The following is a 17,864-nucleotide window of genomic DNA, read 5'->3' on the forward strand; positions in this document are numbered from 1 at the left end:
TGGTATCCAACAGCATAGAGTCCCTTTGTTTATTCCTGCCCGGAAAAAATTTAAAGGGTACTCTAGCTCTTTTTTCAATTTATTCAATCTGTTAAACAAAAATATTTTCCTTAGCCTGACGGCTATGGGCGAAGCGCCCGACCTACGTAGGTAAAATCGGATAGAGTATCTCCCATTTTCGGGCAGAACCTATTTATTTTGCCATAGTGCGATATGAGCGCCAGTGGGATCCACGAGGATCGCGAAGTAACCGATTTCACCCACTGGCGTAACCGGCATTTTTACAGTGGCTCCTAATTCAGTGGCTTTTTCCAGTTTATCTTCAAGATCTTCAACCAGGATATATCCCATCCAGTGAGGTGGAATTTCGTTTTGTCTGTCTTTAGGGATTCCCCATATTCCACCCAGATCGTCGCTTCCCGGGATTTTAATAAAGTTATAAACCATATCGCCGGTTACTTGTTCAGTAAACTGCCATCCTAATAATTTTCCATAGAATTCTTTAGCAGCGGATACATCAGGCGTGGCCAGCTCATTCCAGCAGAAATTTCCAACTTGTGGCTTGTCCATTTTTAATCTCCTTATTAGTGAATGGTAATCGATGCAGCAAGGACGAATGGGATAAGTATAGATTGTTTTAAAACTAAAGATTCAATCTTCATCTCGAGCGGAGCGGCTCATTAATTGAAGAACAGCTTGCTGAGGATTGAGTTCCCCCTTCAAGAGACTGTTTACTACAGTACAGATGGGCATTTCTACCTGATGGCGATCTGCTAAAAGGCAAATTTGTGCGGCATTATGCTTGCCTTCCACGACCTGTCCAATAAGTTTTTCCGCTTCTTGTGAGGAAATACCATGCCCCAGATGCAGTCCAAAACGGCGGTTTCGAGACTGGTCATCCGTACAGGTTAATACTAAATCGCCTACACCAGCCAAGCCCATAAAGCTTTCATCACGTGCGCCCAATACCTTGCCAAGACGGCGCATTTCCGTTAGACCTCGAGTGATTAACGCTGCTTTGGCATTGGCGCCAAAATGCAGTCCATCGCTGATTCCGCAGGCAATAGCAAGAACATTTTTAACCGCACCACACAACTGAACACCAATTAAATCATTGCTGAGATAGACGCGCAGATTCTGATGATGCAGAAGGTTTCGAGTGGATTCCTGGTAGGCAATATTATTACCCGCCAGTGTCAGGGCAGTCGGCAGGCTCTGAGCGACTTCTTTTGCAAAGGAAGGACCTGAAATTGCCGCAACTGAAAATTCCTCGCCCCAATGATTGGCGACAATCTGGCTTAGAAATTGATTACTGGATGGATCAAGCCCCTTGGTCAACCAGGCGATGCCTCTTGCGGGTTTGTCAATAAGCTGAATCAATTCAGAAAAAGAATGAGAGGGAACGGCGATAATAACTTCATCAGCCGATGCAGAACATTCATGAAGATTATCAGTGACTTGCAAGCTGTCAGGTAATTTGATGCTGGGCAAATAACGTTGATTGCAGCGAGTGGTCTGCATGGAAGCAACATGCTGCGGGTTACGCGCCCACAGCATGACGTTTCTGCCTGTATTCGCTATATGGATAGCGATTGCGGTTCCCCAGGAACCGGCTCCCAATATAGCAATTGTTTTTTGAACATTCATTATTAATGAGTAGTTTCTGTTTCGTCTGCTTTGGATTTGCTTTGCTCTTCCAGTTGCTGCATATACAGGGCATCAAAATTAATGGGTGCCAGTACCAGCTGAGGGAAGCTGCCGCGGATAACTTGTGAAGTAATTGCTTCGCGGGCATATGGGAAAAGAATACTTGGGCAGAAACTTCCGAGTAAATGACCTAATTGTTCTTTAGGAGCTCCCTGGATAGTAAAAATACCTGCTTGCTTAACTTCAGCCAGAAACGCCGTAGTGTTTTTATTTTTGACAGTAGCAGTCACGGTAAGAACGACTTCATACACGTTTTTTTCTAATTCAGTATTTTCTGTATTCAGATCCAGCGTTAACTCAGGTTCCCATTGTTGCTGGAAAACAGCAGGAGTATTAGGCGTTTCAAAAGAACTGTCTTTCATGTACACCCTTTGAATCATAAATTGAGCTTCGTTCGCTGGATTTGTAGTGGCTTCGTTCATTATTTTTCCTAGTTATTGTAAAAGTTCATTTAGCTTACCCGCATCTTCGAGTGCATATAAATCATCACAGCCGCCGATATGCTGTCCATCAATAAAAATCTGGGGCACCGTTCTGCGTCCACTGCGGGCAATCATTTCATCGCGTTTTCCCGGTTCTTCATCAACGCGGATCTCCTGATAACTGACCTTTTTGCTATCAAGCAATTGCTTGGCTCTTAGACAATAAGGGCAGTAACTGGTGCTATACATAATTATGCTTGCCATAGTTTATTTTCCTTTTACCAGAGGTAAGTCTGCGTTTTGCCATGCACTTATTCCGCCTGCCAGAATCATCGGCGCGGTGAATCCCTGTGCACGCAATTTAGCAGCCAATGCCGTAGATTGTAAACCTTTAGCACAAACCAGGATAATAGGTTTGTCTTTATATTTATCCAGTGATTGCTGTTCAAAGTCCTCTACACTGGCACGTACTGAATTAATAATATGGCCCTTTCGATAAGTTTCAAGATCACGCAGATCAATTACTACCGCATCGTCTCGGTTAATAAAGTGAACAGCCTGTTGCGGCGACACTTCCTTGGCACGTTTTTTCTGCGATTGAATTTCATTAATTAAAATGAGCAGTAAAATGAGAATTAAGCCTAACCATAAAGCCCAGTGATTAACAATAAATTGCCCAAGTTGTCCCATACAATACTCATGATAATTAAAATACTAGGACTGAATTATCCTTAGAATATCCTGCTAACGCAAGTGATTAAAAGCCGCCGCGCGCCATTTCCTGTAATCTTGCAATCCGGTCAGCAGTAGGCGGGTGAGTTGAAAAGAGGGCGGTCAGACGTTGGCTGGTTAATGGATTGACAATAAATAAATTGGCGGTGGTTGGATGTCTTTCTGCCGCAGGAAATTGACCCTGCTGATTGGCCATTTCCAATTTACCCAATGCGCTGGCCAGCCATAAAGGGTGACCGGATAGTTTAGCTCCGCCTATATCGGCCTCGTACTCTCTTGAGCGAGAAACCGCCATTTGAATCAGGCCTGCTGCCATCGGCGCTAAAATCAGCATTAATATCGCGCCGATTGGATTACTTCGCTCTCCATCAGAGTCATGGCCCATTGGTAAAAACATGAACATATTAGCGATACCGCTAATCGCACCTGCCAGGGTAGCGGCAATGACGCTGATTAGTGTATCCCGATGAGTCACGTGAGAAATTTCATGAGCGAGCACCCCTGTCAGTTCTTCCTGACTAAGTCTCGATAATATTCCAGTCGTTACGGCAACGCTGGCATGTTCCGGACTTCGTCCTGTAGCAAAGGCATTGGGTACGGGGGTATCAACTATATAAACTTTGGGTACAGGAATTTGTGCTCGATTGGCAAGTTGGGAGACAATAGAGTAAACCGGATGGCTTTCATCCAGTGGTTGTGCTTTATACATTCGCAATACAATCTGATCTGAAAACCAGTAGGCGCCAAAATTCATAACGACCGCAAAAATCAAGGCAATCATCATGCCGCCATAGCCGCCTAATAAACGGCCAATTACCATGAGAAGGGCTGTTAATGCAGCCAGAAGAATTAAAGTTTTCAAATTATTCATTTTAACCACCATTCCTTGGTATTGAACCGATCTTTTTGCGAGCCTGGCGATTTGAATCTTTATCGTCAGGCTCGCAGTGAAGCGATAAGCGATGAATTGAGCTTCTTATTTATTAATTAGCCATAAATTATCGCTTTTCAAGCTTTATTGTCATAAAAACGCGTTACCTCCGCTAAAGGCTGTCCTACGGCGGCAGAAGGCGATTTGATGGCCAGCACCGCTGCCAGAGTAGTGGCAATGTCTGTTGTATAAACAGGACGAGTAATCGTTTGCGCCTCAAATTGAGCATTCACAAAAAGAAGCGGCACATAACTGTCGTATTGCCAGGGCGTTCCATGATCGACTTTCTGGCCTTCCTGATCTTCACTCAATTGATAAGGAGGCGGCACCAGATAAAGATCGCCTGCGCGGCTTAAATTAGCCATACGAATCACCTTATCGCTAAGCCAGTCGTGTTGAGTATTGGCTAAGGACAGCGCATAAGCCTGAAAGACACCGGGGAAATTGCCCAGTGTTTCAACCAGGGTCGCGTTTACCTGATCAATATCCATACTATGAGAGCGGATGACTTCATGATTGAGATACACATAGGGAGGCATAATCGCTTGCAGCGAGTTAGCAGGCAGCTGGAACCGCTTAAGTAAAGTTTGCTCTATTTTTTGACGTAGTTCACCCTCATTTAAAGCATTGGCCTGTGGCATATGGTGTTCAGAAAGATAGCTTGGCGAGTCACTAACTCCATGATCTGCCGAGAGTACGATTAGAGTATTGGCAAGTCCCACCTGAGCATCAATCGCTTTGAGTAATTTGGCCATCGTCTGGTCAAGGCGTAGCAAATTATCTTCTGACTCCAGACTGTTTGGCCCAAACTCATGACCCACTGCGTCGACAGCAGAGAAACTAATGCCTAAATAATCGACTGTATTGGCCGTTATACCTAATTTTTCTTCTTTAAGCAGGTGAATGGCAAAATCAGCGGTTAATTCATCCGCTTTGGGAGTCATCGATAAAAATTCGTAATATTCCTCATTACCCGGTTCGCCAGTATGGTGCGGGAATCCTTTGCCGAAGTCCTTGGAGGAGCGGTTAGGGAAGCCTGCCGATTTGGCGAAAGTATATTGATTGACTGGTCTACTTAACGACCAGGTTTCATTCTGATCCTGATAATCAGCATTCCAATTGATGACCCACTGCGGGTATTGGGTCAAATAATAACTGCTGCTGACAAAACCGCCATTGCTTCGATCAAACCAATAGGCCTGACCCGCATGGCCAGCAAGAGTGATTGCCGCGCGATCCTTTAAGGAAACGGCGAATGCCTGGCCTTTTTGAGCGAGCACTAATTCATCACTGAGAGTGGAGGCCAGCAATTGGCGCGGGGAACGTCCTGGCAATTCTTTTTTTGTGTGAGAGGTTGGAATAATTTTGCTGTTTAAATCTTCCATGCAATAAACAGACTGACCTGTCTGACGATCGATCCAGTCATTGGCCACAACACCGTGAAGAGCCGGGAAGCTGCCAGTCGCAATAGTCGCGTGACCAACACAGGTTACGGTATGCGCATGGGGGTGATGGGCATTCTGGTAATTGATGCCATGACTCAGCAGGTAGTTAAAACCCTCCGTGCCAAATTTGCTTTTATAGCGTTCCAGCAGGTCCCCTCGAAGCTGATCCACCACAATCTGAACAACCAGCGCAGGTGGTTTGGTTTCTGCCCAGGCGATACTGGTGAGCAGCATCAGGGGTACACTAAGGTATTTCTTCATTTGATTTCCTTTCTGTTGAAGCAAAGCGTCATCCTAAAGCAGAGGCGAAGAGAAATAAAGATTTTTCATCAGAGTTTTTCCTAAACCTGATGTAAAAACAAGAGGTTGTAATTTAGTTAAGTCGTTTAAAGAAAAGTCATGACGAACGGAAATAATTAGTTTACACTGGGTATCGTGAGGAAAGCCCTCACTTTTGGAATATGGAGTTTAAGGAGAAAATTATGGCTTATACAATCCCAAGTTGGACTAAACTTTTAGAGGCTTGGAACGAACAACGTTATCAGATTAAGACCGATAAAACTGTAAATGACATTCAAAGCTTGGAACGCTATGGTTATGTCAAATTCATCGATACCTATATCGAGCATTTGAATAGTATAAGTGTGAATTATGAGGATAATCAAAAAGCTGATATCCTGGCAGGGGTTATGTTAACCGTACGACACGTCATTGGGCAAGAATATCATCATCTGAATCCAAAAGGCGGACTTCTAAACAAAGGCAGTTCCGTGTTTCGTGCTCTTGACGCCATTTTAAAGCCAGAAGATCCTGCTAATCCAATTGATATACAGACATCCTTCAGAGTCTATGACATTGCTCTGGAATCATTTGCCAATGAAGTGTATGAAAAGCCTCTTGAACTTCAGGGTAAAAAACCTGAGCACAAGTTTGTTATCAGAGATGACAGAGAAGGGAAAAAGGAAGACAAGGAAGGAAAACCAGCAGTAATTTTTGATCATATCCAATTTTGTAGCACTCTAATCCTCTTGCAGAGCGATGCCAAGATAAAGAACGATGCCTACCAAAATGATTCAATTAAAAAGGCACATGAAGCTGCGGAAAAGGCAAAGAAAGAAGAAGAAAGAAGAGCCAGAGAAGAAGCGCTGAAAGCAAAAGGCGGCAACTCAGGCTTTTTATCCAGTATCACAGGTGGCGTATCACATATGTTGTTTGGTGGTGGAAAAGCGTCAGCCTCTTCGTCAAAGAGCGCGGTAGCTGAGGAAGAGTTCGTTCCTGAAAGCGGTCCTTCCTGATATACCCCCACAGGTATAGGCTCACTGCTATTAAGTTACGGATATTTTACTATTACATGTAGGTTGGGCCCTTGGCCCAACATTGAGTTCTGTCGTGGCTCAACCCTTTTGTTGGGCCAAGGGCCCAACCTACAATAATTCCTTTACCTAATGGCAATGAGGTATAAGCTGGGCTTCCAAGCCCAGCACATCCTTATTTCTCTATCGGATAACCCGCCATACTCCAGCCGGCAATTCCACCATTGACTGAATATACTTCCTGATAGCCCATTTGCATCAGCGTATCAGCTGCAGCCAGCGACCGGACTCCACCCTGACAGTGCAGATAAATGGGTTCAGCCCTGTCGGCTACTTCGTCAGTAATGCGTGCGGCCAATTCCCCTTTGGGAATGTGAAGGGCTTCTCGAATGCGATAGTTCTGCCACTCATAGTCTTCACGAACATCAATCAGGCAAAGCTTGCTGTTTTTTTCCATCCGTTGTTTTAATTCGTGGACATCGATTGTGGCAATATTATGTTCGTTCATGGCTTTTCTCTCTCAAAGTAGGTCGTGTTAGTGTGGAGTGGTGAATAAACCAGTAAATTGCGGCAGTGATCACGCCGCCAAGCAGCGTCGCAAAAGCCCAGGATGCTGCAGAAACCAGAGCAGGCCGCTGGCCCAACTGATAGAGGCTGCCGGCATCACGGGCTACCGCGCCGGCAAATAACAGATGCAGCAGGGCATTAATTAAAACGAGTAAGTATTGAAAAGTGTCGATTTGTACTGCATATTGTTCTATTAATTGATTAAGCATAATTGTATTGCGTCTATTCGGATGAGTAATCATAACAGAAATGCAGTATCGCTGTCTTTCTCAGGGGTAAGGCAATTCATTGACCCTCTATGCAAATAAATGATTAATGTCTTGCGTCTAAAAACCTGGATGCGCTACGCTTATCGAGTCTATGCAAACAATCTGCTTCTTATTTTAAATAATAATAATTAGAAAAACCTGGCTGTCTCATTAGGCTTGAGTTTAATCGCTGAGGAGTATTCTCATGCATCACTACGATGTACCGGTACCCAGTTTATTTACGGCTCATTGCGGCCCACTGTACCATGTGGAAGAAGTGATACTGAGCCGGATCGCTGATATTGAAGACTGGTTCAGACAACAATGGCGAATGACTCCGCCCCCTCTGACCTCATCTGTTGATCTCAGACATGCCGGTTTCAAGATTGCTCCAGTGGATACCAATTTATTTCCTGCTGGATTCAATAATCTAAATCCTGATTTCTTACCGCTTTGCGTGCAGGCGGCTCAGGCGGTATTAATTGATTATCTGCCGACCTGCAGGCGTATACTGATTCTGCCTGAGAGCCATACGCGTAATCGCTTTTACATGCAAAGCCTGGCTGTTTTGAGAGATATTTTGATGCAGGCAGGATTTAATGTCCGAATTGGCAGTCTGGATCCTGATTTATCCGGTCCTGTTGAAATTGAACTGGAAGGGAATAACAGTTTAGTGATTGAACCCCTGATACGACACGAGGATCGGGTCGGCCTGCATGATTTTGATCCCTGCTTCATTGTATTAAACAATGATCTGTCCACTGGCGTTCCTCCCATCCTCGATGGCATTAAGCAGCGTATACGTCCCACGGCCAAACTCGGTTGGTTTTCGCGTTTAAAATCCAGCCATTTCGGTTTTTTTAATGAGGTTTCGCGCGATTTCTGTGAATTAATCAATCTGGATCCCTGGCTGATTAACCCGTATTTCACCGCGGTGGATGGGATTGATTTTATGGCTCAGGAAGGCCTGGAAAATCTGGCTGCAGCAGCCGATATGCTTTTAAAACAAATTGAGGACAAATACCGAACTTATGGTATTGCCGAAAAGCCATTTCTGGCTGTTAAAGCGGATAATGGTACCTATGGCATGAGCGTTATGATGGTGCATGATGCGAATGAACTGCGTCAGCTGAATCGTAAGCAGCGTACCCGTATGGCGGCTAGTAAAGGAAGCCAGAAAGTTGAGCGTGTCATTTTGCAGGAAGGTGTCTTTTCCTTTGAAACCATGCCCGATGGAGCCGTTGCCGAACCAGTAGTTTATATGATGGGTCAATTTGTAGTCGGTGGTTTTTACCGCGTGCATCAGGGGCGTGGCAGTGATGAAAATCTGAATGCGCCGGGCATGCATTTTGAGCCTTTGGCTTTTTCGCAACCCTGCAACATGCCAAGAGGTGATTTACCACCTGTTGAGTACCCCAACCGTTTTTACGCCTATGGCGTCATCGCACGGTTAGCGGCGCTTGCGGCAGCAAGGGAAATCGCTGCAATTGGAGGCGAATAATGAAGCTGGCTGTTTTGATGGATCCTCTGGATTCAATAAAGGCGTATAAAGATTCTACTGTCGCCATGCTGCAAAGCGCTCAGCAACTGGGATGGGAGTGTTATTATTTTACCCCTGCCGATATTTCCTGCAAACAGGGTCAGGCTTTCGCACAGGTCGCCTCAATCAGGGTAGGGGATGAGCACTCTGGCAACTGGGCGGAGGTGAGTGAAAGAGCCGAGCGCTCGCTCAATGAGTTCAATATTATTCTGATGCGAAAGGATCCTCCTTTCGATATGGAATATATTTATGCGACTTATGCTTTGGAGCTTGCAGAAAAGGCCGGGGTGCTGGTGGCCAATAAGCCGCAAAGTTTACGCGATGCCAATGAGAAATTTTTTACCCTCCAGTTTCCACAATGCTGTCCCTTAACTCTGGTGACCAAAAATATTGACCGCTTGTACCAGTTCTGGGAGCAGCATCAGCAGGTGGTATATAAGCCTCTTGAAGGCATGGGGGGAAATGCCATTTTCCATGTCGATGAAAAAGCCAGTAATTTATCGGTTATCCTTGAGGTGTTGACCCGAGATGAAACAGTAACCATTATGGCACAGCGTTACATTCCGGAAATCAAAACCCTTGGTGATAAACGCATTTTGTTAATTGATGGTTCTCCTGTTCCCTATGCTTTGGCCAGAATTCCTGCAAAGGGGGATATTCGCGGCAATCTGGCTGCAGGGGCCAGAGGTGAAGTAGTCGAGATAAACGACAGAGATCGCTGGATTTGCGAGCAGATTGCGCCGACTCTGCGTGAAAAAGGCCTGTTTTTCGTAGGTATTGACGTGATTGGCGATTATCTGACTGAAATTAATGTAACCAGCCCCACTTGCATCAGAGAAATAATGCAGGTATCTGGTCTGGATATCGCAGGAGAGTATATGCGCTGTCTGGAGAAAAAATTAGCACCATAATCTGGTGCTAATCTTAGATTGAAAGCTGAGCAAACCGGTTTCTATGCTGACACAGCTTTGAGAATGAATGAAAGGAATAATCAGGCTTCAACTGGTGCTGAGTCTTTGTTTCAGTTAAACTATTTGTCTTCAAATTGCTGAGCCTGATATGCGTTCCTTTTCCCGTGAAATTCTGATTACGTTTGCGGTAAAAATTGTCCTTCTGACTGCTTTGTGGTTCTTTTGCTTTCATCACATCGAAAAGCCCCAATCGTTCAAGCAATATCTATTTGGTTCACCGGTGACTATGGAGGCTATCGCAGAACATTAATTCTTTGATCGAACAAGGGCTTTGTTTTTTTAACTTCAGTTACTAAGGTGAGCTATGATTCCTGCCAGTGAAGTTGTCGATTTATCCCGCTTACAATTTGCATTAACCGCGCTTTACCATTTTCTTTTCGTTCCTTTAACTCTCGGATTGTCTTTGCTTTTGGCCATTATGGAAACTGTCTATGTAATGACAGGGCGTGATATCTGGCGTCAAATGGTTAAATATTGGGGGCTGTTATTCGGTATCAATTTTGTGTTGGGAGTGGCCACAGGATTGACGATGGAATTTCAGTTCGGTACCAACTGGGCGTATTACTCTCACTATGTGGGCGATGTGTTTGGCGCTCCTTTAGCGCTGGAAGGGCTAATGGCCTTTTTTCTGGAAGCTACCTTTGTTGGCCTGTTTTTTTTCGGTTGGGATAAATTATCGAAATTTCAGCATATGTGCTGTACCTGGCTTTTGGCTTTAGGAACCAACTTATCGGCGTTATGGATCCTGATTGCGAATGGCTGGATGCAAAATCCGGTTGGCGCCACATTTGACTACCAGACGATGCGTATGGAAGTGAGTGATTTTGCCGAAGTCATGTTTAATCCGGTTGCCCAGGCTAAATTTGTTCATACAATCAGTGCGGGTTATGTAACCGGCGCCATTTTTGTTTTAGCTATCAGCGCTTATTTTATACTGCGCGGGCGCCATATTGATATGGCCAAACGTTCGATGACAGTCGCGGTTTCTTTTGGCCTGGCATCGGCTTTGTCGGTGGTAGTTCTCGGAGACGAGAGTGGGTACGTCGCCAACAGCAATCAGAAAATGAAGCTCGCTGCAATTGAAGCGATGTGGCACACCGAAAAAGCGCCGGCGGGTCTGACGGTTTTCGGTATTCCAAATGAAAAAACACAGACCACCGACTATGGCTTTGAAGTGCCCTATATGCTTGGATTAATCGCCACACGCTCTATTAGTGAGCCTTTGCAGGGTATCTCAGAGTTAATTGATGAAGGAAAACAGAATATTCGTGAGGGAATGCTTGCCTATAAAGCCCTGGCGGTGCTTCAGCAAAACCCGCAGGATAGCCAGGCAAAAGCTGAGTTTGAAGCACATCGTCATGCTTTAGGCTACGGGCTTTTATTGAAAAAATATACGGAAAATGTAAGCGATGCCACGGAAGAGCAGATCAACTCGGCGGCAAATGATCTCAAGCCGAAAGTGATGCCTCTGTTTTTCTCATTTCGCATCATGGTTGCCTGCGGCTTTTTCTTTATTTTACTGTTTGCAATGGGATTTTATTTGTCTATAAAACGCAGGCTGCACACCACTCGCTGGTATCTCCATGTGGCTTTCTGGTCGCTTCCTTTGCCCTGGATTGCCGCTGAACTGGGCTGGATAGTTGCTGAATATGGGCGGCAACCCTGGGTTGTACAGGGAATTTTACCCACCTACATTGCCACCTCGTCAGTCAGCTTTTCTCAAGTAGCGACCTCTCTGGCCGGTTTTATCATTTTTTACACGATACTGGCGATTATTGAGGTTTATTTAATGGTTAAGGCCATACGCCTTGGTCCTGACAGCCTGATACATGGAGAGTAAGATGATTATCGATTACGAAATGCTGCGAGTAATATGGTGGATTCTCTTAGGACTTTTATTAATTGGGTTTGCGGTGATGGATGGCTTCGATTTGGGCGTGGTGATGTGGTTGCCCTGGCTCGCCAAAGACGATACTGAAAAGAGAATCCTGATCAACAGTATTGCTCCAACCTGGGAAGGCAATCAGGTGTGGTTCATTCTGGGGGGCGGGGCGATTTTTGCCGCCTGGCCCGCATTGTATGCGCTATCGTTTTCCGGCTTTTACCTTGCGATGCTGCTGGTGCTGCTCGCATTGATTTTGCGGCCAGTCGGATTTAAATACCGTTCCAAGCTGCCATCAATACGATGGCGAAATAATTGGGACAAGGCGCTTTTTATCGGCGGAGTAGTGCCAGCGCTAATCTTCGGTGTGGCAATGGGAAATGTATTGCAGGGGGTTCCTTTTTATTTTGATACGAGCCTGCGTCCTTTCTACACAGGCACTTTCCTGGAGTTATTAAATCCCTTTGCTTTGTTATGTGGGGTATTGTCGGTCGCCATGCTGGCTATGCATGGAGCGTTTTTCCTGACAGTCAAAACAGCGGGGCCTGTGCAAAACCGTGCAACAGTGGCTGCGCGAGCCAGTGCTATGCTGGTAATTCTTTTATTTGCAGCGGCCGGCGTCTGGATTTACCTGGGAATTGACGGCTATGCGTTGGCGCATCCGATTCCACAGGATGGGCCCTCTAACCCTCTTTATAAAACGGTAGTCAGGCTGCCGGGCGCCTGGTTTTTTAACTATTATCAGAAACCCTGGACCTTGCTTGTTCCTGCTGCCGGGCTGCTATCGGCTTTACTGGCTATCTTATGTTCTAAAAAACAGAAAATAGCTTTTTTATTCAGCGCACTGACTGTTGCATGCATTATTGCTACAGTGGGAGTCAGCATGTTTCCTTTCATTCTGCCTTCTGTCAGCAATCCCTCACAAAGTTTAACGGTATGGGATAGCTCTTCGAGTGCTTTGACTTTAACAATTATGCTGTTTGCGACTCTGATTTTATTGCCGCTGGTTCTTTTATATACGGCCTGGGTTTATCGCGTCCTTAGGGGTAAGGTGACCACAGAAACCGTTAACAATAATTCCGCAATGGGCTATTAGGAGGCATTATGTGGTATTTTTCCTGGATTTTAGGTACAGGTCTGGCCTGCACTTTTGCAGTATTAAACGCGATGTGGCTGGAGTTGCGGGTCAGTGATTCCAAGCAGGCCCTGAATGATATCTGAAAAATGAGGTTCATTAGTCTTCGAGTCGAAGCTTCCTCTCGAAGACTATGCTTACCGGTGGTATAAAATTCAAACAAAGTTTAATTGCCGCCAGGCTTCATAAAGAATAATAGCGACCGAGTTAGAAAGATTTAAGCTGCGGCTGTTTTCCTTCATCGGAATGCGAATGGCACTGTAGCGCTCTCTTAATTCAGCGGGCAAACCACGAGTCTCCGGTCCGAATAGTAATAGATCGTCATCCCGATAGGTAATTTGGTTATAGGGTACACTGCCTTTGGTGGAGCAGGCAAAAATACGCCGACTGCTATTTTGATTAACAAATGCCGTTTCATTCTCATAGTGAATGACATTGGCCCATTCATGGTAATCCAGACCCGCTCGCCGCATGCGCTTGTCATCCATTTCAAAACCAAGAGGATGAATCAGATGCAATTGCGCACCGGTATTGGCGCACAAACGAATAATATTGCCGGTATTGGGAGGAATCTCAGGCTGGTAAAGCGCAATATGCAACATATAAAACTTAGATCAATGAAGATGAATGGCCCAATTCTACCTTATTCATCGACATAATCACTACCCAGTGAGGAATTGCTGCTTATTTCCTCTCCATTTTCTTCAACATACAGAGACTCTGAGTCACCAGTTTGTCCTTGTTCGCCAGTAATTCGATAATTACGGTGCTGTAAGTAAGCGTCGCGGATAAAGGCATATTTGTCCAATGCTTCATCCATAAGCCGTTCAGTTTCGAATAATTGCGAGCGTAGATCAACATATCTCACTCCAATGAGTGTATTGGTCAGAACAGTGCTGTCCAGATAAGGATATGGCGTTAGCAGCGGGTATTCAAACAGCATGCCCATACCATCGCGGAAAGTGCTTGGACCGAGAAATGGAATCACAATATAGGGGGATTCTTTGTTACCCCATTTTGCAAAAGTAAGGCCCAAATCATTACTGTGCGGCGGCAATCCCATTCGGCTGGCAGGGTCAAAAAATCCGGCGATACCCAAGGTGGAGTTAATCAGGAAGCGCCATGTGTCTTTGCCTGCCTGACGTAATTCTCCCTGCAGCAAGTCATTGCCTACTGTTGGAATCATATTCACATTTTCATAGGCATTGTTAATGCTGGCGCGAACAGGTCCTGGTAAAACCGCTTTGTAAAGGCGGGCTGGCGGTTTTAAAAACGTGGCATCAAATGCCATATTGAACTTGTGAGTCTCGCGATTAATGGATTCATAAGGGTCAACAGGATTCGGGCCTTTATGGATACAGGAGGCAAGCAGGAATGAGCTTGCACAAGTCGTTAAAACTGCCATTAAACGCATGATATTTCAATTATTCCGAGTCATGGAAAGTTCATGTTACCACTATCTCTGGATTCGCCACAATATGAAAAAAATTCTAACTCCCCAGGTTGTGGATAAGTTTGATTTTAATTCAATCAAATCGTATCAACGTCATCCTGAACGCAGTGAAGGATCTCCTGAGTCTGGCTCAGTTCTAAGCAGTTTGAGTTCCTTCTCTACACTCAGGAGACGTACCTGGAGAGTTACAAAAAATTTTTAAAAACCCATGACAGAGCATAACCGTCAGCATGCGTCTGATCTCTGGCGAGACATTTCCTTGCTTGCGCATATTAAGGCATCAATAATTCCTGCCTCCCTGTCTGAATGGCCTGCATCGCGCACAATGCTTAAATTGGAAGCGGGCAGAGCCTGATGCAAGGTCAAGGCACCCGATAAAGGGCATACCATGTCATAACGTCCATGGATTATATATGCCGGGATATGACGAAGTTTGCTGGCATTCTTGAGTACCTGATTCTCTTCAATAAAATAGCGATTGTTAATATAATGAGTTTCGAGGGTAGCAAGGGTCAGGGCAAAATGCGGGTCGCTATACTGATCAATCAGGTTTTGATGAGGTTGCAGGCTGCTGCAGCGAGCCAGCCACAGTGTCCAGTTTTTTGCCGCGGACATACGCCCTAATTCATTAAGCCCCTGCAAGCGGCTGGTATAATAAGCGGGCACTTTATCAAGCTGGGTTTCGGGAATGAGATGAGTAAATTCCTGCCAGTAATCGGGATAGATCAAATTAGCGCCCTGACGATAAAACCAGTCAATATCCTGTTGTCTGCCTAAAAAAATACGATGTAACAATAAGCCGCAGATTTGCTGAGGATAGAGTTCGGCATAGAGTAATGCCAATAAACTTCCCCAGCCTCCGCCTGACAAAACAAAGCGCTGAAGCCCCAGGTAATCCCGAATAGCATCGATGTCGTCCAGTAACGACTGTGTCGTGTTGTCGTTAAGCTCAAGATGCGGGGTGGAGCGGCAGCAACCGCGCTGATCGAATAGAATGATGCGATAAACCTGCGGATCAAAAAAGCGCCTGAGATAGGCGTCACCTCCAGCCCCTGGCCCTGGATGCAATACTATAACCGGCAAACCTTCGGGATTTCCTGTTTCCTCAACATACAATACATGAGGGTGCGCAACGGGGAGCTCATGGACATAGTAGGGTTTAATGGGTGGGTATAGGGTATGCATAGTTTTGCTCATCTTCCTTTTTACTAATCATATACTTGTTTATCTGAATTGGAAAACATTCCATAAATATTGCTTTAACTCCACTAAATTTAAGATAATAGCTCATTTTTTGAAGTGGGAGTCATGCATGACGGTAGAAGCATTAACAAAGGGTTTGAACCAAAAACAATATGAAGCCGTCACTGCTGCTTTAAAAAATGTTCTGGTTTTAGCAGGTGCTGGCAGCGGTAAAACTCGAGTACTGGTAAGCCGGATAGCATGGATGGTTTCACATTATAACATGCCCTTTTCCTCTATTCTGGCCGTGACCTTTACGAATAAGGCTGCTGGAGAAATGCGCAGCCGGCTTGCTCAGATTTTTAACAGCCCGGTTCATGGTTTATGGGTAGGTACATTCCACGGGCTCTGTCATCGTATGTTGCGCCGCCATTATGAAAGAGCGCGCCTTCCGGAATCTTTTCATATTCTCGATAGTGATGATCAGGCTCGTCTGCTGAAGCGCGTGATTGCTTCACTTAATCTTGATGAAGAGCAATGGCCAGTAAAGCAGGCTCAATCCTTTATTAACGGTAAAAAAGATGAGGGCCTGCGCCCTTCGCATATCCATGCACAAAGCTATGGGCCTACCCGTACTCTGATTCGCATTTATGAGGCCTATGAGCAAGCCTGTCAGAACGCAGGCGTCATTGATTTTGCCGAGATCCTGCTTAGAACGCATGAATTGCTGCGTAATAATCCGGATATCCTTGAGCACTACCGCCAGCGATTTAACGCCATTCTGGTGGATGAGTTTCAGGACACCAATACCATTCAATATGCCTGGATACGCTTATTAGCCGGTGAGCAGGCAGTGGTTATGGCAGTGGGGGATGATGATCAGTCGATCTATGGCTGGCGGGGGGCGAAAGTTGAAAATATCGCTCAGTTTGTCAGGGATTATCCCAATACGGAAACGATTCGTCTGGAGCAGAATTACCGCTCCACGTCGACCATCCTTGAAGCAGCTAACGCCCTGATTACCAACAACAAGTCTCGAATGGGTAAGGAACTGTGGACAGAAGGGCGAGCTGGTGAAAAGATTGTCGTTTACAGCGCTTTTAATGAGCTGGATGAAGCACGCTTTATCAGTGATCGCATTAGCCTTGCATTGAGCCAGGGACGCAGCGCCGATGAGGTGGCGATTTTGTATCGTTCCAATGCGCAATCCCGTGTTTTGGAGGAAGCACTGCTGCATGCAGGAATTGCTTATCGAATTCATGGGGGGCTGCGCTTTTTTGAACGAGCAGAAATTAAGGATGCCCTGGCTTATATGCGATTGATGGCCAACTCAAACGACGATACCGCGTTTGAGCGAGTGGTTAATTTTCCGACACGCGGCATAGGTGAAAAAACATTGGATGAGCTGCGCCATTTGGCTAAAACAGAGCAAATCTCGCTTTGGCAGGCAGCTGAACTGTTAATTAATAATTCCACACTGACTCAGCGGGCAAGCAGTGCCCTGGCCCGTTTTCTGGATTTAATAAAAGATCTTCAACAGCGAATCGCAGGGCTTGAACTCGATGAACAATTCAATGAAGTCATTAATTTAAGCGGCCTGTATGCTCATTTCGCGAAAGTGAAGGGGGATAAATCTGAATCGCGTCTGGATAACCTGCAGGAGTTAATCAGTGCTGCCAAACAGTTTCGCTATGAGCAGGATGATTATGATGGGGAATTGCCTTTACTGGTGGCGTTTTTAGCTCATGCTTCGCTTGAAGCGGGCGAAATGCAGGCGGCAGAGCATGAGCGTTATGTCCATCTGATGACCCTTCATGCGGCGAAGGGTCTGGAGTTTCCGGTCGTGTTTTTAAGCGGAATGGAGGAAGGAGTTTTTCCCGGTAAGCAGTCTATTGAGGAACCTGGACGGCTCGAGGAAGAAAGAAGACTATGCTATGTTGGGATGACTCGGGCAATGGAAGAGCTTTTTCTGACTTATGCGGAAGTCAGGCGGCAGTATGGTCGTGAAGAGTATCACCGTCCTTCTCGCTTCCTGCGTGAATTACCCTCAGAGCTTTTGCACGAATTAAGGGTAAAAACGCAATTCCAGAAGCCAGTCACTCCCAAAGCCATGACCGCCAGTTTGGCGGAAGATGCCGGATTGCAATTGGGTCAGGCAGTTTCTCATGCCAAATTTGGAACAGGCGTGGTTATTTCTGTGGAAGGAAACGGGGCTCATACGCGTGTACAGGTTAAATTCAAAAGCCATGGAGTAAAATGGCTCGTGCTTGCTTACGCCAATCTGACACCGCAAGAGGTTTAAAATTAACTTGAAATTAAAATCTGCTGATGCTACG

20 protein-coding genes are annotated in these 17,864 nt (G+C 45.6%); 8 read left to right on the forward strand and 12 right to left on the reverse strand.

Annotated elements, in window-relative coordinates; all coding sequences use genetic code 11:
* Positions 1 to 189: 189 nt before the first annotated feature.
* From B1207_RS11930 to B1207_RS11960, 7 genes are all read right to left on the reverse strand, one after another.
* Positions 190 to 570: a VOC family protein gene (locus tag B1207_RS11930; protein WP_112220195.1), complete on the reverse strand. Its 381-nt coding sequence runs from the start codon at positions 568 to 570 to the stop codon at positions 190 to 192.
* A gap of 81 nt (positions 571 to 651) precedes the next feature.
* Positions 652 to 1,647: an NAD(P)H-dependent glycerol-3-phosphate dehydrogenase gene (locus B1207_RS11935; RefSeq protein WP_112220196.1), complete on the reverse strand. Its 996-nt coding sequence runs from the start codon at positions 1,645 to 1,647 to the stop codon at positions 652 to 654.
* A gap of 2 nt (positions 1,648 to 1,649) precedes the next feature.
* Entirely contained in the window at positions 1,650 to 2,129 is a 480-nt protein-coding gene (secB, locus tag B1207_RS11940; protein ID WP_058507721.1) for a protein-export chaperone SecB, read from the reverse strand.
* 12 nt (positions 2,130 to 2,141) lie between these two features.
* Positions 2,142 to 2,393 (reverse strand): glutaredoxin 3, encoded by a 252-nt coding sequence (grxC, locus tag B1207_RS11945; protein ID WP_112220197.1) that lies wholly within the window; start codon positions 2,391 to 2,393, stop codon positions 2,142 to 2,144.
* Positions 2,394 to 2,396: 3 nt separating this feature from the next.
* Positions 2,397 to 2,819, reverse strand: coding sequence for a rhodanese-like domain-containing protein (locus B1207_RS11950; protein ID WP_112220198.1), 423 nt, complete (start codon positions 2,817 to 2,819; stop codon positions 2,397 to 2,399).
* Positions 2,820 to 2,886: 67 nt separating this feature from the next.
* A complete protein-coding gene (htpX, locus tag B1207_RS11955; RefSeq protein WP_112220199.1) occupies positions 2,887 to 3,732 on the reverse strand; it encodes a zinc metalloprotease HtpX in 846 nt (281 codons plus the stop codon).
* Positions 3,733 to 3,869: 137 nt separating this feature from the next.
* Entirely contained in the window at positions 3,870 to 5,498 is a 1,629-nt protein-coding gene (locus B1207_RS11960; protein WP_112220200.1) for an alkaline phosphatase family protein, read from the reverse strand.
* A gap of 221 nt (positions 5,499 to 5,719) precedes the next feature.
* Here B1207_RS11960 and B1207_RS11965 point away from each other — a divergent pair, with 221 nt between their 5' ends.
* On the forward strand, positions 5,720 to 6,532 hold the full coding sequence (locus B1207_RS11965; protein ID WP_172458295.1) for a hypothetical protein: 813 nt from the start codon (positions 5,720 to 5,722) through the stop codon (positions 6,530 to 6,532).
* Between the two features lie 193 nt (positions 6,533 to 6,725).
* Here B1207_RS11965 and B1207_RS11970 read toward each other — a convergent pair whose 3' ends face one another.
* Together B1207_RS11970 and B1207_RS11975 are read right to left on the reverse strand one after the other, a co-directional pair.
* Positions 6,726 to 7,058: a rhodanese-like domain-containing protein gene (locus tag B1207_RS11970; protein WP_112220202.1), complete on the reverse strand. Its 333-nt coding sequence runs from the start codon at positions 7,056 to 7,058 to the stop codon at positions 6,726 to 6,728.
* Positions 7,045 to 7,326, reverse strand: coding sequence for a hypothetical protein (locus B1207_RS11975; RefSeq protein ID WP_112220321.1), 282 nt, complete (start codon positions 7,324 to 7,326; stop codon positions 7,045 to 7,047). The genes B1207_RS11970 and B1207_RS11975 overlap by 14 nt, the downstream gene beginning before the upstream one ends.
* A gap of 244 nt (positions 7,327 to 7,570) precedes the next feature.
* Here B1207_RS11975 and gshA point away from each other — a divergent pair, with 244 nt between their 5' ends.
* The 6 genes from gshA (at position 7,571) to cydX (ending at position 12,979) form a co-directional block, all read left to right on the forward strand.
* Positions 7,571 to 8,866 carry a glutamate--cysteine ligase gene (gene gshA / locus B1207_RS11980; protein WP_112220203.1) on the forward strand — a complete coding sequence of 432 codons (1,296 nt, stop codon included), beginning with the start codon at positions 7,571 to 7,573 and terminating at the stop codon, positions 8,864 to 8,866.
* Positions 8,866 to 9,816 carry a glutathione synthase gene (gene gshB, locus B1207_RS11985; protein WP_112220204.1) on the forward strand — a complete coding sequence of 317 codons (951 nt, stop codon included), beginning with the start codon at positions 8,866 to 8,868 and terminating at the stop codon, positions 9,814 to 9,816. Before gshA ends, gshB begins: the two co-directional genes overlap by 1 nt.
* A 148-nt stretch (positions 9,817 to 9,964) precedes the next feature.
* A complete protein-coding gene (cydP, locus tag B1207_RS15990; RefSeq protein WP_172458296.1) occupies positions 9,965 to 10,126 on the forward strand; it encodes a cytochrome oxidase putative small subunit CydP in 162 nt (53 codons plus the stop codon).
* 54 nt (positions 10,127 to 10,180) lie between these two features.
* Positions 10,181 to 11,716 carry a cytochrome ubiquinol oxidase subunit I gene (locus B1207_RS11990; RefSeq protein WP_112220205.1) on the forward strand — a complete coding sequence of 512 codons (1,536 nt, stop codon included), beginning with the start codon at positions 10,181 to 10,183 and terminating at the stop codon, positions 11,714 to 11,716.
* A 1-nt stretch (position 11,717) separates the two neighbouring features.
* The gene (gene cydB, locus B1207_RS11995; RefSeq protein ID WP_112220206.1) at positions 11,718 to 12,854 is read left to right on the forward strand and encodes a cytochrome d ubiquinol oxidase subunit II; all 1,137 of its coding nucleotides are present in this window, start codon (positions 11,718 to 11,720) and stop codon (positions 12,852 to 12,854) included.
* A gap of 5 nt (positions 12,855 to 12,859) precedes the next feature.
* Positions 12,860 to 12,979, forward strand: a complete 120-nt coding sequence (gene cydX / locus B1207_RS12000) for a cytochrome bd-I oxidase subunit CydX (RefSeq protein WP_216362467.1) — start codon at positions 12,860 to 12,862, stop codon at positions 12,977 to 12,979.
* Positions 12,980 to 13,048: 69 nt separating this feature from the next.
* Here cydX and trmL read toward each other — a convergent pair whose 3' ends face one another.
* From trmL to pip, 3 genes are all read right to left on the reverse strand, one after another.
* Positions 13,049 to 13,495, reverse strand: a complete 447-nt coding sequence (gene trmL, locus B1207_RS12005) for a tRNA (uridine(34)/cytosine(34)/5-carboxymethylaminomethyluridine(34)-2'-O)-methyltransferase TrmL (protein ID WP_112220208.1) — start codon at positions 13,493 to 13,495, stop codon at positions 13,049 to 13,051.
* A 41-nt stretch (positions 13,496 to 13,536) separates the two neighbouring features.
* Positions 13,537 to 14,307, reverse strand: coding sequence for an MlaA family lipoprotein (locus tag B1207_RS12010; protein WP_112220209.1), 771 nt, complete (start codon positions 14,305 to 14,307; stop codon positions 13,537 to 13,539).
* Between the two features lie 264 nt (positions 14,308 to 14,571).
* A complete protein-coding gene (pip, locus tag B1207_RS12015; RefSeq protein WP_112220322.1) occupies positions 14,572 to 15,531 on the reverse strand; it encodes a prolyl aminopeptidase in 960 nt (319 codons plus the stop codon).
* 127 nt (positions 15,532 to 15,658) lie between these two features.
* On the opposite strand from pip, the gene uvrD reads away from it, so the two are divergent.
* Positions 15,659 to 17,830, forward strand: a complete 2,172-nt coding sequence (gene uvrD / locus B1207_RS12020; RefSeq protein ID WP_112220210.1) for a DNA helicase II — start codon at positions 15,659 to 15,661, stop codon at positions 17,828 to 17,830.
* Positions 17,831 to 17,864: the final 34 nt, after the last annotated feature.

The organism is Legionella quinlivanii (assembly GCF_003265995.1).
Lineage (GTDB): Bacteria > Pseudomonadota > Gammaproteobacteria > Legionellales > Legionellaceae > Legionella_C > Legionella_C quinlivanii_A.

Excerpts from the sequence above, each read along its gene's own strand:
- B1207_RS11930 (WP_112220195.1), bottom strand. The coding sequence starts at position 570 with ATGGACAAGCCACAAGTTGGAAATTTCTGCTGGAATGAGCTGGCCACG.
- B1207_RS11935 (WP_112220196.1), bottom strand. The coding sequence starts at position 1,647 with ATGAATGTTCAAAAAACAATTGCTATATTGGGAGCCGGTTCCTGGGGA.
- secB (WP_058507721.1), bottom strand. The coding sequence starts at position 2,129 with ATGAACGAAGCCACTACAAATCCAGCGAACGAAGCTCAATTTATGATT.
- grxC (WP_112220197.1), bottom strand. The coding sequence starts at position 2,393 with ATGGCAAGCATAATTATGTATAGCACCAGTTACTGCCCTTATTGTCTA.
- B1207_RS11950 (WP_112220198.1), bottom strand. The coding sequence starts at position 2,819 with ATGGGACAACTTGGGCAATTTATTGTTAATCACTGGGCTTTATGGTTA.
- htpX (WP_112220199.1), bottom strand. The coding sequence starts at position 3,732 with ATGAATAATTTGAAAACTTTAATTCTTCTGGCTGCATTAACAGCCCTT.
- B1207_RS11960 (WP_112220200.1), bottom strand. The coding sequence starts at position 5,498 with ATGAAGAAATACCTTAGTGTACCCCTGATGCTGCTCACCAGTATCGCC.
- B1207_RS11965 (WP_172458295.1), top strand. The coding sequence starts at position 5,720 with ATGGCTTATACAATCCCAAGTTGGACTAAACTTTTAGAGGCTTGGAAC.
- B1207_RS11970 (WP_112220202.1), bottom strand. The coding sequence starts at position 7,058 with ATGAACGAACATAATATTGCCACAATCGATGTCCACGAATTAAAACAA.
- B1207_RS11975 (WP_112220321.1), bottom strand. The coding sequence starts at position 7,326 with ATGCTTAATCAATTAATAGAACAATATGCAGTACAAATCGACACTTTT.
- gshA (WP_112220203.1), top strand. The coding sequence starts at position 7,571 with ATGCATCACTACGATGTACCGGTACCCAGTTTATTTACGGCTCATTGC.
- gshB (WP_112220204.1), top strand. The coding sequence starts at position 8,866 with ATGAAGCTGGCTGTTTTGATGGATCCTCTGGATTCAATAAAGGCGTAT.
- cydP (WP_172458296.1), top strand. The coding sequence starts at position 9,965 with ATGCGTTCCTTTTCCCGTGAAATTCTGATTACGTTTGCGGTAAAAATT.
- B1207_RS11990 (WP_112220205.1), top strand. The coding sequence starts at position 10,181 with ATGATTCCTGCCAGTGAAGTTGTCGATTTATCCCGCTTACAATTTGCA.
- cydB (WP_112220206.1), top strand. The coding sequence starts at position 11,718 with ATGATTATCGATTACGAAATGCTGCGAGTAATATGGTGGATTCTCTTA.
- trmL (WP_112220208.1), bottom strand. The coding sequence starts at position 13,495 with ATGTTGCATATTGCGCTTTACCAGCCTGAGATTCCTCCCAATACCGGC.
- B1207_RS12010 (WP_112220209.1), bottom strand. The coding sequence starts at position 14,307 with ATGCGTTTAATGGCAGTTTTAACGACTTGTGCAAGCTCATTCCTGCTT.
- pip (WP_112220322.1), bottom strand. The coding sequence starts at position 15,531 with ATGCATACCCTATACCCACCCATTAAACCCTACTATGTCCATGAGCTC.
- uvrD (WP_112220210.1), top strand. The coding sequence starts at position 15,659 with ATGACGGTAGAAGCATTAACAAAGGGTTTGAACCAAAAACAATATGAA.